At 67.6% G+C, this 14,374-nt stretch carries 10 protein-coding genes and 3 pseudogenes; 7 read left to right on the forward strand and 6 right to left on the reverse strand.

Annotated features, from left to right (window positions below; translation table 11 throughout):
* Positions 1-290 precede the first annotated feature (290 nt).
* Positions 291-656: a DUF1330 domain-containing protein gene (locus ACIP2X_RS09220; protein ID WP_401669581.1), complete on the forward strand. Its 366-nt coding sequence runs from the start codon at positions 291-293 to the stop codon at positions 654-656.
* Between the two features lie 988 nt (positions 657-1,644).
* Here the strand turns inward: ACIP2X_RS09220 and ACIP2X_RS09225 are convergent.
* The gene (locus ACIP2X_RS09225) at positions 1,645-2,217 is read right to left on the reverse strand and encodes a TetR/AcrR family transcriptional regulator (RefSeq protein WP_401669583.1); all 573 of its coding nucleotides are present in this window, start codon (positions 2,215-2,217) and stop codon (positions 1,645-1,647) included.
* Between the two features lie 642 nt (positions 2,218-2,859).
* On the opposite strand from ACIP2X_RS09225, the gene ACIP2X_RS09230 reads away from it, so the two are divergent.
* Positions 2,860-4,380 carry a SpoIIE family protein phosphatase gene (locus ACIP2X_RS09230; RefSeq protein WP_401669586.1) on the forward strand — a complete coding sequence of 507 codons (1,521 nt, stop codon included), beginning with the start codon at positions 2,860-2,862 and terminating at the stop codon, positions 4,378-4,380.
* A 722-nt stretch (positions 4,381-5,102) separates the two neighbouring features.
* On the opposite strand, the gene ACIP2X_RS09235 is transcribed toward ACIP2X_RS09230, so the two are convergent.
* Positions 5,103-6,509 carry an FAD-binding protein gene (locus ACIP2X_RS09235; protein ID WP_401669588.1) on the reverse strand — a complete coding sequence of 469 codons (1,407 nt, stop codon included), beginning with the start codon at positions 6,507-6,509 and terminating at the stop codon, positions 5,103-5,105.
* A 755-nt stretch (positions 6,510-7,264) separates the two neighbouring features.
* Here ACIP2X_RS09235 and ACIP2X_RS09240 point away from each other — a divergent pair.
* Positions 7,265-7,567, forward strand: coding sequence for a helix-turn-helix domain-containing protein (locus tag ACIP2X_RS09240; RefSeq protein WP_401669591.1), 303 nt, complete (start codon positions 7,265-7,267; stop codon positions 7,565-7,567).
* 223 nt (positions 7,568-7,790) lie between these two features.
* Here ACIP2X_RS09240 and map read toward each other — a convergent pair whose 3' ends face one another.
* Positions 7,791-8,579 (reverse strand): type I methionyl aminopeptidase, encoded by a 789-nt coding sequence (gene map, locus ACIP2X_RS09245; RefSeq protein WP_401669594.1) that lies wholly within the window; start codon positions 8,577-8,579, stop codon positions 7,791-7,793.
* A 488-nt stretch (positions 8,580-9,067) separates the two neighbouring features.
* Between map and ACIP2X_RS09250 the strand changes: the two are divergent.
* The 3 genes and pseudogenes from ACIP2X_RS09250 to ACIP2X_RS09260 all read left to right on the forward strand — a co-directional run.
* Positions 9,068-9,637 (forward strand): annotated as a pseudogene (locus ACIP2X_RS09250) (LysR family transcriptional regulator); the annotation flags it as partial.
* A 194-nt stretch (positions 9,638-9,831) separates the two neighbouring features.
* Entirely contained in the window at positions 9,832-10,356 is a 525-nt protein-coding gene (locus ACIP2X_RS09255; RefSeq protein WP_401669596.1) for a DUF1877 domain-containing protein, read from the forward strand.
* A gap of 225 nt (positions 10,357-10,581) precedes the next feature.
* A complete protein-coding gene (locus tag ACIP2X_RS09260) occupies positions 10,582-11,034 on the forward strand; it encodes a hypothetical protein (RefSeq protein ID WP_401669599.1) in 453 nt (150 codons plus the stop codon).
* Between the two features lie 297 nt (positions 11,035-11,331).
* Here ACIP2X_RS09260 and ACIP2X_RS09265 read toward each other — a convergent pair whose 3' ends face one another.
* Together ACIP2X_RS09265 and ACIP2X_RS09270 are read right to left on the reverse strand one after the other, a co-directional pair.
* The gene (locus tag ACIP2X_RS09265) at positions 11,332-11,724 is read right to left on the reverse strand and encodes a hypothetical protein (RefSeq protein ID WP_401669602.1); all 393 of its coding nucleotides are present in this window, start codon (positions 11,722-11,724) and stop codon (positions 11,332-11,334) included.
* Between the two features lie 37 nt (positions 11,725-11,761).
* A pseudogene (locus tag ACIP2X_RS09270) lies at positions 11,762-12,527 on the reverse strand (transposase family protein).
* 145 nt (positions 12,528-12,672) lie between these two features.
* Here ACIP2X_RS09270 and ACIP2X_RS09275 point away from each other — a divergent pair.
* A complete protein-coding gene (locus ACIP2X_RS09275; protein ID WP_401669605.1) occupies positions 12,673-13,284 on the forward strand; it encodes a hypothetical protein in 612 nt (203 codons plus the stop codon).
* Between the two features lie 21 nt (positions 13,285-13,305).
* On the opposite strand, the pseudogene ACIP2X_RS09280 reads toward ACIP2X_RS09275, so the two are convergent.
* Positions 13,306-14,076, reverse strand: a pseudogene (locus tag ACIP2X_RS09280) (transposase).
* Between the last annotated feature and the right edge of the window lie 298 nt (positions 14,077-14,374).

Here is a 14,374-nt window from a genome sequence, read left to right on the forward strand (position 1 = left end):
GCCGCCGGCTACGGACAGCGCGCTCGGCGAGGCCTTGCCCGCGCCCACCAGGACGCAGTCCGGGACAAGGGTCAGCCGATCAACTGGCTCCACTCCCCACCAGCGCGAGTACTACCTACCGCGCTAACGACCTCCCACAGGCGCGGCAAGCTCGGTGACGCCAAGAGGCATCCCCGTGGAGGTTTGCCGACACTTGAGTTGCGGGACTCGCCTCCACCGGGTTAGATCACAAGAGTAATCTAAATGCGCTGTACGCGCAGTACGCACAGCCACCTTGAGAGGAACCCCCTATGAGCACCTATCTGATCAACCATCTCCGTATCCCTGGCGACGTCCCGAACGAGCAGGGGCTGTCGTACCTGGAGCAGGTCGAGGCCACTGTCCAGCCGTTCGGCGGGAAGTGGCTGGCCAATGGTGCAGCCGACGCGATCGAGGGTTCATGGCCGGGTCTGGTCGTGCTGATCGAGTTCCCTGACCGCGCCGCCGCTGAGGCCTGGTACCGCTCGCCCGAGTACCAGGCGATCCTGCCGCTGCGCGTGAACAACGCGATCTCGGACCTCGTCCTGATTGACAGCCTGCCCCCGGGCTACACCGTGAAGGGATTCGCCCAAGAGGTGCGCGCCGCGGTCGCGGCAGCGGCAGGCGCCTCCGAGTAACGTCGCCATACCGACCGGGACCGGCCAGGTGCACGGCCCGGGAGCCGGCGACGCAACGGCCCTTGCCCTCAGGGCCGCTCCGCGCGGGGCAATTGCCTTCACGGCATCATCGAATAACGAACACGTACTCGTTCGGCCACGCACTGCCTGACGACGACACTTCGTCCAACTCAGAAGCCGCGCGGCGCACCACCACGACAAAGGCGAACGTTGCCTGGGCTGTCCGTGCTCCGCGGGATGGTCGGGGGGCGACTGCGACGGCGCGATCGACGGTGGCGTGCTCTCCGCGGCGTGGACGGTTGTGCGGCCTTCGGCGTCGGCGCAGGCGTGGCGGACGACCTCGGAGGCCATGAGGCGTCCCGGATGGTGACGGTGCGGTCGGCTGCAAAGGCCACCGCCCGATCGCGGCTGACGAGCACGACAGTCGTGACGAGCTTTCCGTCGGCTGTGCCGCATGCGCCGAACAGCGGCTCGGCGGTGGCCGAGTCGAGTGGGCCGGCAATTCGTCGGCCATTATCAGTGAGGCTCAATGGGCCGGAGCCGCAGCGTCACCGGCGTCCGGGGCGCGGCCTTGGCCCCGGCGGCGCGCAGCGCCTTCGTGTCCATGCGGCACCCGCCGGGTGGGTACAGCATCGAGCGCCAGTACGCCGACCCTTCACGTAACCATGATCAGGCCGACCGAGGACCTGACGGTCTCCGAGCCGGACGCCCGTCACCTCGCGGACACCCGAAGCCTTCCGAACCTGCGCGCCGAGTCCCTCGGGAGGGCGCCGAAGGTTTGCACGCGGGCGTCCGCGCCGACTGAGGTCACCGCGGCGCGATCGCGTCCCGCGCCTGCGAGGACGGATCCTCTCGAAGGACTCGAAGGAGGTGACGGTTACGGCCCCCAGCATGGTCGGCACGGGGGCCGTCGCCAGCAGCGCCGACGCCGCGCACGCATCCTCTGCGGGACGTCGAGCGGTTGACAACGCCAAGGCGGCGTAGCACGTCAGCCGTTCGCCGGCTCGGCACTGTCGGCAACCCTCGCTACTGCGGCATGTGAAGCCCGCAAGATTTGTTCAGACAAAGGCGTGCCTGCGGTGGCGCGGGCGAGGAGTATGCCGCCGACAAGCGTGGCATAGGCGGCCAGACCGGCGTCACCAGGCGCGATCCACCCCGCGAGTTCCTGGACGCCCCTGGCGTAGGTCTCCCTGTGCTCGGGCTCGCGCGCAACATCGCCGGCGAACCCGGCCGCGGGGCAACCGGTACCAGGGTTGTCGCGATGATCGACGGAGAAATAGGACTCAAGCAGCGACTGCCACGCCGCCTGATGCTCCCCGGCCTCCTGGTCCAAGGCCAGGAGGTCTTCCAAGTTGTCGGCGAACGCCTTGGCAGCCGCTTCGTCAACAAGCGCCGCCTTGGAGGCGAACTGCTTGTAGAAGCCGCCCTGGGTGAGTCCGATCGACTTCATCACATCCGCGATACCGACATTGGTCACGCCGTCCTCACGAAACAGCCGAGCGGCGGCGGCCACTACTCGCTCTCGGTTGGCACGCGCTTCAGCTTGCGAGACGCGACTCATCCATCACCCTCCGTGACGCCAGGCAGCCATTTACTGCCCTTTAAAGATTACGCCTACCGTCTATCGCTTGCCGCAGCCGTCCGCCTCCCGCATCACCGGCAGGCACACCCGACCACGCCCCGCAGGGCACGGCCGATCGGCCGATACCAGAGGGTCATCCGCTACACCGGCAAGAATGCGCAAAAACCGTCGTATTCCAGACAGCGAACACCCTCGGGTATGTAAGATTGCAGACACAATCTAACATGCGGTTGCCGCCACGAACGGGCCGAGGTGGGCATCCACCCAGAGCGAAGCGAGCTCCTTGGCACAATTCCGTGGCTCGTCGTGCCTCTGGATGGCGCGGTTCGGCAGTTCACCCCCAAGAGCGCCGATCGAACAGGCACAAGTCCCTTCAGCAGGCGGGAGGGCATTGCCACAGAAGCCGCGGGAAGATCCGGCCGGGCGGCCTGCCGCCGATGCCCGTTCCCGTGCGAGCCGCACTACCCGCCGAGGGCTTTCCCTCGCCCACACCGAGACACCTTCCGGCGGGGAATGATCCCAGCCGCCGAGCCGGTCGGGCGAGGTCGGCGAGATGCTCCGAGAAAGGGAAGCGCAGGAGGCACCTATGACGAAATTCGGAACGCAGGGACGGTGACGAGGATGGCCATGCCCCGACTCCTCCTGCTCCGGCACCCGAGTGCACTGCTCGCCGTCTATCTCGCTGCGACCAGCACACTGCAGCTGAAGGCGTCTGCGGTGGGCTTGGTCCGCTGGTCGGACTACTCGGTCCTGGCACCGCTGATGGCGGCAGCACTGCTACCCGTCAGGCACACAGTGATCGTCGGAACTTTCACACTGGCAACCAGTGTGGCCATCTACGGTTTCGTCGTACCGGGCGTGTCGGACGGGGGCCGGACGGTGGTCATCACCGCAACCGTCCTGTCCCTAGGCGCGAGCCTGCTCATCTGCCGAAGCCGCCTTCGCCAGAAGGCCAGGTGCCGCCTCCCCGCCCGTTCCGGAATCGCCAAGGAGACGGGCCGCGTCGCCGCCGCACCACATCAGGCCACCGATCTGTGCACCCCCCGGCCGGTGGACGAACCGCCGCCCATGCCCCGGTCCGCGGCCGTGGAACTCGCATACTGTCGGGCTGATGACGGAAGGCCGCAGGCTCATTGGCTGGACGCGATCCCCCTGTCCGGAGCCCGGGTGGCGCTGGTCGCCGGCAGTGTGACCGAGGACGGATACCCCGCTCCCGCCCTGGTGCCCGAACTTCGCGCCGCGGTGCGGACCCTGGCGGACATCGATGTGCAGCCGGACGAGGTGCTCATCCATCTCCACGACGTCATACGTCAGTTGCGGCCGGACGAGAGTGGCCGCGACGTCATGGCAAGCTGCCTGTACGCCGTCTACGACCCCGTCACCGCAGAGTGCACCCTCGCTTGCGCCGGACATCCTGCACCCACCGTCGTCACCCCCGACGGCGCGATCACTGCCGTCGACCTACCTCCTGGAGCACCGCTCGGCCGTGCGCGAGCGAAGGTCGAGACCTCCGAAATGCGGCTTCGGAAAGGCAGCGTTCTCCTGCTGGACACGCGCTCCGCCGAGCCATCCGCCTCCGAGACAAAAACCGATGGGCTCGAGGTACCCGCACGAATTGCCGAGCCAGGGTCCTCGCTCACAGACACCTGCCGTGCCGCGTTGGAGGCCCTGGTGGCATCGGGAGCCCCACAACAGTTGCGCGTGCTGGCCGCCCGCACCCGCACGCTCGACGACACCACCGTGGCGACCTGGAACCTCCCGGCCGACACGGCGGCCGTCTCCGCCGCACGAAAACATGTCACGGCCACCATGAGGACATGGGGTTTGGATGGGGCGACCTCCAACACCGTCCTCATCGCCAGCGAGCTGGTCACCAACGCCATCCGCTATGCCCAGCCACCGGTAAGTCTCCGTCTGATCCGCGGTGCCACGGGCCTGACTTGCGAGGTCACCGACGGCAGCACCACCTCCCCACACCTTCGACGCGCCCGGACCTTCGACGAAGGCGGTCGGGGACTGTTCATCGTTTCCCAGCTCACCCAGCGGTGGGGAACCCGTTATCACCCACAGGGCAAGACCATCTGGGCCGAGCATCCCTATGAGGCCGACGAACCCGCAGGAGAGGAAGGACCGGCGCTGTAGGTGAGGGCTCCCGCCCACCGGGTGCACGGCACGGAACCCGCCCCCACATCAGGCACTCGCAGATGTTCTTGCCGACCCGCCCCAAGGTCGCCCAGCAGCGAGGACGTCTGCTCCTCGTGTACATGTGGGCCGAGCTCCGGGTTCATGCCGCGGACCAGTCGCCGCACGTTCGGCAGCAGATGGGGCGCGACCGTGGAGATCACCCCGAGCCGCAGCACCCCGGTACAGGGCGTGCGTCTCATCCGCCCCGTCCAGCAGGTCACCCGCGTCGGCACGGCTCCCCGCTCCCCCGCCAAGGTCGGCAACACCCCTTGCGGCTCGTACGCTCGACGAGCACTACCCCCAGCGCCTCCTCGAGCGCGGCGACCGCCCCGGACAAGGTCGGCGGACTCGTGTCGGTCGCCGGGCCACGCCCCTTACGTACAGGCTCTCGGCGACTGCCAACAAACCTGTGCGCTTGGGACGCCAGATGGGGAAGGATGAGGACGGGCCGCAACGACCAGGTCAGCTCCACAGCCACACGTCTGCGGGGCAGGCGTAAATGCGCCTGCGTGACATACACTTCCCGCGCCGCGCCCACCTGAGCCGCCATCACAGCCTTCTGGCATGCCGGGGGCGGTGGCGGCTTCACGCTCCGCCCGGCATCGGCGGGGACGACTCCGACCCGCAGCGCCCTTGACGGGCCCACCGCCACCGACCCGGTCCCGGTGGGCCGAGTTCCATCAGCCGGGCAGGATGTTGTGGTTCACACGGAACATATTGGTCGGGTCGTATGCCTTCTTCGCGGCGGTCAGACGTCGGTGGCGCTCAGCACCGTAGACCTCGCTCAACCGCTCGGCGTCGGTTGCCTCTTCGGTGGAGAGGAAGTTGACCATCCTGCGCCTGTCTGCCCAGGGCTCCATCGCGGTCATCACCTCTTCGAGTTTGCCGGTCAGGAACTCGGCCCGGTCGGGGGCGCCCACGCCGAAACCGAAGAGGACGAAAGGAAGCCCTCGGCTGGAAACGGCGTTGGGTACCTCGGGCTCACGGTCGAGCGCACCGCCGAGCATGCGAATCTCGACGCTCACCAGCGGGGAGTCCGACCCGGGACCGAGCAGTTCGACCAGCTTGTCGGCCGCCTCGGCGGGAAATGCGCGCAACAGTGTCGTGCGGTCGTAGTAGGGCATCGGGGCCGGCGGGTCCATGTGGATGGCGCCCATGGCGGTGTAGGGCATCTCACCCACGGTGTCGAGGAGAGCCGGGGCGGCCGCGCGCAGGGGGGCGATCAACCGCTCGCCCTCGGCCAGCGGACCGAGGTAGGCGATGCGCACGTGAACTACGAACGCCCCCCGGAGCGGCTCCGGCAACTCGGGCAGCGGAGGGAGCCGTTGCACGGCGACCGAGGAGGACATCTCCTCCGGCATGTCTGATTGCCAGGTGCGCCAGGTGTGCAGCACATCGGAGAGTCGTGCGCCGGGGAAGTAGATGCCGCCGCCGTAGAAGTGGGTCAACGGGAACAGGTCGAACTCCAGCGCCGTGACAACGCCGAAATTGCCTTTTCCTCCGAGCAGAGACCAGAAAAGTTCACGATCGCTGTCGGCCGTGACATGCCGCAACTCGCCGTCAGCGGTCACCACCTCCAGCGAGCGGACATGGTCCGCCGCGTATCCCCGGCTCCGGCCGAGGACCGGGCTGAGTCCACCTCCGAGGGTGTAGCCGGCCACGCCCACCAGCGGAGCCGAGCCGCTCATGGGGGCCAGGCCGACGTCGGCGGCCCGGTCTATGACCTCCTGCCAGATCACCCCTGCCTCGACCCGGGCGCATCTGCGTCCGACGTCGACGGCGATGCCCTTCATACGCCGGGTACTGATCAAAACGCCGCCGCGGGCAGGGTGGACCTGTTGGTGCCCCGTGGTCTTCACCGTCACAGGCCGACCCTGGCGGGCCGCGAAGCGGATGGCCGCCTGGACGTCGGCCGCGTTGGCGGCACCGACCGCGAGCGCGGGCTCCAGGGGGACGTTCAGGTTGTAGATCCGGCACTCGGTGTCGTACCCATCGTCCCCCGGCAGCAGAACCGGACCGCTCACCAGCGATGCGAGTTCGGCCGCCTCGGTGGGCGACACGCGTGGGAGCAGATCGTCAACGTTCATGGGTTCCTCGTCACATGGCACCAACGTGAGCGGGCAGCTGCCCGCTGGGGTCATCCCGCGTGTGCGAACCGAAACTGCACGGCGCGAGCAAGAAGCCACATCCCTGGCGGGCGGACAACGGACGCTTACATTACACCCATAATCTAACGTGTCACGATGAAGGCCTCTGCGGACCTCGCCGTTGCCACGCCACTGCTCGCGCCCCGGCGGCCACCGTCATGGTGCCGTCGGGCACGACAACGTCGTAGCCCGGGCGTCGACCCACCACCTGCGGCCGCTTCGGACGGCTCTGCCCTGCCGTTCAGACAGTCCGCTCGCGGCATTCGATCGGCGGAGCGCGGCCGGGTGCCGCCGTCCGCACCCGGCTCGGTCGGCCTCCCGACCAACGCCGTGACCGTCACACCGGGTGTGCGCGGCGCCTGTCGCAGTCGGGTGGGGCGCCAGGGGAGGTGTCCACGCCGGCGCGGCCGGTGGTGCGCGGGTCAGCGCGCCTCGCACGCGAAGATTTTGGAAGTCGGCGTCTGGTGGTCAGTTGCGGCGCTTCAGAAGCGCCGTGAACAGACCGGGGTGCTGCCGGGAATGGCCCTCCCGCCACTCACGGAAGTGCGGCCAATCCGCTGCGGGAACAGCATCGTCGTAGGAGATGCCACTGGCCGAGTCCGCAGCGCCACTACACCGCTGCTCGGCCATGTGGCGCCCCCTTGTTCAGCCAACAGCTACACCGGCCATGCTGTACCGGTATTAGAATCGGCGTCATGGTCAGGTTGCCGCTCACTCCCGAAGAGATCGAACGCGGGCAGCGTCTCGGTGCCCTCCTGCGCCGGGCAAGGGGAGAGCGTTCGATGCTCGACATCGCCCTCGCCGCACGCGTCTCGCCGGAAACCCTCCGGAAGATCGAGACGGGACGCGTGGCCACCCCCGCTTTCCCGACCATCGCGGCGATCGCTGACGTGCTCGGCCTCTCACTCGACGCGGTGTGGGCTGAGATCAGCGGAGCCGAACGCGCCGTCGGGGCCGCCGACTTCACCGACTGCCCCCCGGAGCGGCTGGCGTCCTGAGCAATGCCGCCCCGGCTCTGCCCGTCGGGGCAACACGGAATCGGCCCTCCAGCCGGACCAACTTCGACGGCGACGCATGTGGTGGGACGGGCAGGCCCTGGAGGTCCAGCACGGGCCGCCGCCCGGCACCGCGCCGGGAGGCGTCTCCGAGGACCTAACAGGGGCCGAACCGCTCACCCATGGCCCGGCAACCTCTCACCACGCACCGACCGGCGCGCGGACTTCAGCCCTGTGGCTGCGACAGCGTCGGCAGCGTGAGGATTTCGGCTCCGTCCTCGGTGATGGCGATCGTGTGCTCGCTGTGTGCCGTCCGGCAGCCCGTCGCGCTGCGGAGCGTCCAGCCGTCGGCGTCGGTGACGAGTTCGGCGGTGTCGGCCATGACCCAGGGCTCCAGCGCCAGCAGCAGTCCGGGGCGGAGTTTGTATCCACGGCCTGGTCGCCCGGTGTTCGCGATGTGCGGGTCCTGGTGCATCGTCGACCCGATGCCGTGTCCCCCGAATTCGGTATTGATCTTGTACCCGGCCTGCCGGAGGACCGTGCCGATGGCGTGGGAGATGTCGCCGGTACGGGCTCCGGGGCCGGCGGCGGCGATCCCTGCGGCCAGCGCGCGTTCGGTTGCTTTGATCATCGCAACGCTCTCCGGGGGCTGCACGTCGCCCACGACGAAGCTGATGGCGGCGTCTGCTGCGACTCCCCGCTGGGAGACGGCAAGGTCGAGTGTGAGCAGGTCGCCGTCGGCGAGCGTGTAGTCGTAAGGACGTCCGTGGAGCACCGCATCGTTGACTGCTGTGCAGATGTAGTGGCCGAACGGGCCGCGTCCGAAGGACGGCGCGTAGTCGACGTAGCAGGACGAGGCTCCCGCCTCGGCGATCATGGTTTGGGCCCACTGGTCGATGTCCAGGAGGTTCGTGCCGACCGCGCTCCGGCCCTTCAATGTCTGCAGGATGTCCGCGACCAGGGCGCCTGCTTCTCGTGCCCGGACCAGCAGGGAGGGGTTCAGAATCTCGATCATGTGGAGCTTTCCTCGTGGAGCCAATAAGTATCCCGGTAAAACTATACCGGTATTTGAATGGTGTCCATGCGTCGGCGGCGGGGCGATCGGCGCGTTGGCCCGCCTCGTCGCAACTCCTCACGGCTCGCCAGCAGTTGAGGGCATCCCCGGGCAGGCGCCTACTCCGTTCGCGAGCAGTTCGACACCGGCTCGGCGGCCCTTGCCTCGCCCGCCGGGTCGTCGTCGCTCCTCGTAGCCACGCGGCGCCGCCCACGCCGCCGGATCTGCGACACCTGACACGTCGCGGTCCACCCAGCGCCGAGGTACGAAAAGGGCATTGGCGGGGAGATGAGGTGGCCCTGTCAGCGCTGTCCGTCGTACTCCGTGAAACGTGGCACGACCGGCTCGGGGCCTGTCAGAAGTCGCAGTCGCGCGAGACTGCTTCTCTGGTCCACCGCCTCGGACAAGCCCTGGCCTGGGCAGATACCGTACGGGTATCGTCGGCGGCCATGGAGCTGCGCACCCTAAGCTATTTCGTGGCCGTGGCCGAGGAACTTCACTTCGGCCGGGCCGCCGACCGCCTGCACATGAGCCAGCCTCCTTTGAGCCGGGCGATCAAGCATCTGGAGGCCGACCTCGGTACCCCACTCTTCGAGCGCTCCCCCGCAGGAGTCACGCTCACCCCGCCCGGCGCGACGCTCCTGAGCGAGGCACGCACCTTGCTCGACCGAGCCGATCAGGTACGGGTGCGTGTGGCCGCGGCAGCCGGCGCCTCGGTCCTCACGGTCGGCATGCTGGGTGACGGCTCCGACCGGGGTGCCCAGCGGCTCGCCGCCGCATACCGGCGCCGCCACCCGTAGGTCGAGGTCCGCATCCGCGGGACCGACCTCACCGACCCGACCTGCGGACTGCGCGCCGGACTGGTCGATGTTGCCGTGACCCGCGCACCGTTCGACGAGACCGGCCTGACCGTGCACGAACTGCGCGCCAACCCAGTGGGCACAGTGTTGCGCGCCGCTTTCGCCAGCGAGCCGACCGGGACGCCTGGACGTGCACGGCGCCAGGAACTCGGTCAGCGCGGCAAGCTCTGCTCAGGTACATGCTCGGCGACCCAGTGCCCGCAGCCGGGGATTTGAGCCAGAGCCAGGAATTCCCCACCGTGGCGGTCTGGGGGGTTTCTTGGGGAGCTGTAACCGTGAGTGAGCCCGTTGATCGCGCTCGGCCCCAAGCGATTGCGAGAGGATCCGGTGGACATTGCCGAGATAATGGCACCATGGCCATCACTCAGCAACTCGCCCGCATTCCGGAGGTGTATCTCGCAGTCTGCCGCCAGTCAGCCAGCGCGTCACCTGACGGTGATCCTCGATGGGATCCGCCGGCATCGGACGTGTTGGACCTGGACTGGGCCCCAGCCTTGCTCTCACGTCTGGGCGAGGTGTCCGGGCTCGATGAGGCTCGCCTCGACGCTCTCCGCCAGGCCACCGACGGCGACACCGCTCTCGACCTGGGCTTCCTCAATAGGCACCCGCACGCCATCGGTCCGTTCGGGCCTGTCCCTGCGGGCCTGTCCAGCGCTCAAGTGGCGCGTGTCTCCGATCTGCTCAACCAGATCGACATCCACGCCCTCTTGGCTGCCCTGCCGCTCGACGAGCGCGAAGCCGGCTGCGTCATCGGACACGGGGCCGACCGCATCATCGGCGGTCCGCGTGAGTACCTGGTCAAGCACTTCAACGCCCTGCGGGACTTCTACCTTGACGCAGCGAAGCGCCACTTGCTCATCGTGCTCTGGTGGCACTGACCCTGGCACCAGCCGCGGCATCATCCCGAGGAGCACCGGGGGATTTCGTGAACTTCCGCCCTGGAATGACGTGATCGTCAACCACTGTCAGGAACGGACATCAGCTTCACAGATCACGGACGGCCGCAGACCCACGACAATCCTCATCAGCACTGCTGGAACGAAGATGCAACCGGGCCCTCGCGGTCGTCGTGTCGCCGAGCCGTTGGAAGAGAGGGAGTGCTCGTGAGTGAGCTGACGTCGTTCCAGATGCATGATGGCGATGGGGGAATCGTAGGTCTTGCTGACCTGCTTGCCTTTGTACCTGGAAACGACTGGGTGTGGAGCATCCTCGATTTCGACGGCATCGCGCCCCCTCCCGATGGTCTTGGCTTTGAGGAGTTCAGAGCTACGGTGCATGAATCTCCGGAGGGTCACACCATGTCGTGGGGGCAGTTGCAGGACTTCGCAGTCGGCGTCCGCCAGTGCTTCGATCTGCTCCTCGTGGCAGCAGAGGACCGCAGCCGGCTCTCACCGCGGAAATTCGCTGTGGATGACTTCGGAGAGTGCCTCGTGGTCCTTGCCGCGATTGACAGCGGCTCATGGGAGGTGACCGTCGACGACCGTCTCGAGCAGACCCTCGGTCTCGCGGCAAAGCTACGAGCACGGTATGCGGCCGGGGCGTCAGGGACCGCGTAATTCCTGCACGCAGGTGCGGGGCACTGCGAAGCGTACCGGCATCTCCCAAGGCACGCACGAGCGGCTGTCGCCCTGAAACGTGGTGTTGGTGCGCGTCGGCCGTGCCCCCCTGACCTGGTGGGGGCTGTGGTACGGCCGATTCTCCCCTGGCCTGCCAGTTCCGTTGCGGGCACGCGAATACGGGATCCTGAGCCTCTTCCAACCTCAGGTCTAGGCGTGGTGAAGGACGAGCGCGGTCTTCACGAGGCCGTTCCCGGTGGCCCGCACCAGGGATGGGCGCCCCGTCCGTCCGTTCGTTCAGGAAGCACGGATCGCCTGATCGATCTCCGCGCCGGTGCGGGCCACCACGACCGGCCACCCGTCCCTGAGAGCGGCAGGCAGAAGGTCGCGGTCCTCGTCCCGCTGAATCATGGTTGGTCCGCCCGGGACGACGAGCACGGCGTCCAGCCGGCGCAGCAGGACGGCCAGGAGGTCCATGATTCCGCCGCCTCCGAAGCGGTTGAAGGTGATGTTGTCCGGGCTGGAGAAGAACACATCGGCCTCCTCCCTTTCCCCCGTACGAACGTGCAGGAAGTTTGTCCGGGGGTCCCGTGCCACCACATAGGGGGCGAGGACCTCGTGCGCAGCACTCATGTCCAATCGCGTCGGCTCACCGTTCTCGAACCGGCACACGAAGATGTCGAAACTCATAGAGTGTTTTCTATCCTCAGGTCGAGGACGGCCTACCTCAGTTTGTGCAGTCCAGGTGCAGGGTGAGCATCGCATGGACGAGCCTGCTGATGCGATTGGTGCTGCAGCGGAGTTCGCGGAGCAGGCGCCAGGTCTTCAGGGTGGCCATGGCCTGCTCGCTCAGGGACCGGATGCGCGCGTGGGCGATGTTGACGGCTTGCTGACCTGCGGACAGTCGCTCCCACCGGCTGCGGATGAGCACCCGGAGGGTGCCGCCGGCGCCCTGGTAGCCCTTGTCGGCCCAGCAGGTCAGGCCGACGTCGGTAAGGGCATCGATGATGCCGCGACTGCGGGGCGCCTTGATGTCGTGGACGGCGCCGGGCGGAGCGGGCGAAGCCCACAACAGGCGGCCGAAGGGGTCGGCGAGGATCTGCACGTTCATGCCGTGCTTCTTGTGCTTCCCGGAATAGAACGGGCGGTCGGGGGCGATCCGGTCGATCGCCAGCAGTGTCCCGTCCAGGATCACGAACGCCTTGCGGGATGCGGCCAGACGGCACTCGCCAGGTCCGGGGCGAGCGCGGCCCGGGACCTCGACGGCCTCGGTGATGTACCGGTAGGAGGTGGTGGGTGCCTACGCCGAAGCCGGCCGCAAGTTGGGCATAGGTGTGCCCGCACCGCAGGTGGGCCAGGGCCAACAGGGCCTGGCGGCCCGTGGTCATCTGTCGCCAGCGGGTGCCACGCTGGCGGCGATGGGCACGCAGCTGTGCGGACAGGATGCGCAGAGCGGAACTCGACACGTCGATCCCCGACGGGTAGACAAGCATATGCAGCCTCTGGTGGAGACGGTTCTCTCAGGGCTGTCCCGCAATGATCGGTTGGGCGCAAACAACGCGGACAACCTACTGTCGGCGGAGGCTGGGATGGGGGTGAGCAGACGCCTAAGCTTCCGCCATGCAGCAGCCTGGACCTATGGCGATGACCGACGATGACCTGGTTGCGGCGTTCCCACACCACCTTGCCAATGACGTTCGCGCGGTCTCGGCGGTCATGCCGGAAGCCCGGATCGCACCCGTATCGCCGTTCTCGGTGTACGTGGGCGATGAAGTCGTCGCTATCCCGTATCGGATCTATCAGGATGAGCTGCCCGTCCACGTGGTGTGCGCGCTGACGGGGGTGCAGCAGGCGATCCTGCACTGCCTGTACTCACGGCACAGCAACGGGCTGGTCCGTCAGCGTCACCTGGAGCAAATCGCCAGTTCCGACGAGGCGTGGGCGGTGCCGTTCGTGGTGCAGTTGGCCGGTGAGTACGTCTTGGAGATCCTGGAGTCCATCCAACACGGCCTTTCCGACCTGCCCTTCAAGCGGTCTGCCCAGCGGCTGGCATACGGGGACTTCGTCGCGCGGAATCCTGGGTTCTTCGCGCGGACCGAGCGCCGGGTGGTGAGCTACTGGTCCTGCTACTACCGGTGGAAGTTCCCAGTGTTCGGCACATACCCGGGCTGCCATCTGCTGGAGCTGCTGCGGGCCGCTGCAGTCGATCACACGGGCAGGCCGTGGCCCCGCCACACGCCGCCGGGCTAACGGAGATGAATACCGTCGCAGTCATCTGGTGAGTGCGAGGTTGTACAGGTGGGCGATGCCGAGCACCGCGTGGCGGACTCCGTCGCCTTTCAGCCGGCAGTCGCGAAGGATCGTCCACGTCTTCATGCGGGCGAAGACGTTCTCGACACGGGCCCGGACCTGCTTGTGGGACTTGTTGTGCGCCTGCTTCCGGGCAGGCAGCTTCTCGTCCTTCGCGTGCCGGCGATGTGGGATGACCAGCCCTGCTCCCCGGTAGCCGCCGTCGGCGATGACGGTCGTGGCGCCAACGGCGGTCTTGGCGCCGGACTCGCTCCAGGTCCGGCAGTCGTTGCGGTTGCCGGGCAAGGGCCGGCCGACCACGATGACCAGGCGGGTGTCGGCGTCGATGACCACCTGGTGGCTGGTGGAGTAGCGATGGTCTTTTGACTGCTCCGCGATCTTGTGGTCGCGGGTGGGCACCAACATGCCGTCGACGATGAGAACCGTATCCCTGCGGGACCGCGTCCTGGATTGCAGCGCCAACAGCGGACCGGTGCGGTCGATGGTGCGATCGGCCGCTGACTTCGAGATCCCAAAGAGTGCTGCAAGTTGGCGCAGGGTCAGATCGGTGCGTCAGTACGCCGTGACGAGCAGGACCCGGTCCTCCAGCGACAGGCTCCGCGGCCGGCCCCGGCCGGATGCGTCGCCGCCCTCGCGCCGCAGCTGACGCATCAGCTTGGCGAACACACGCGGGCTCAGCCCGGTAAACGGGGCAATCCAAGACAACTCCGACGCCGTGATCACACCAGACACCGCAAGATCATCTCAGCTGTGGCCAGCCGTTACGGGACAGCGTTCAGGCCGAAAAGCCATCAACCAGGGGCTTCACCGCGCTGTCAGCCCAACTGGCCATCACAGATGCCAGGTTGGAAAACGCTCCCTCAACGCCTCAGAGACGACCGGGCCGTCGGTCCAGGACGCCACCAGGTGGGGACTCTCGCCGATCAGGGGCCAGCCGGGGTCGGGAACATGGGCACGAAGGATCCCGACCTGGCAGGTGTGCCCGCTGTCCCCGAGTGCTGCCGCCGGGATCTTGCCGGCCGCTCACCCC

It is taken from the genome of Streptomyces sp. NPDC089424 (assembly GCF_044749345.1).
Classification (GTDB): domain Bacteria; phylum Actinomycetota; class Actinomycetes; order Streptomycetales; family Streptomycetaceae; genus Streptomyces.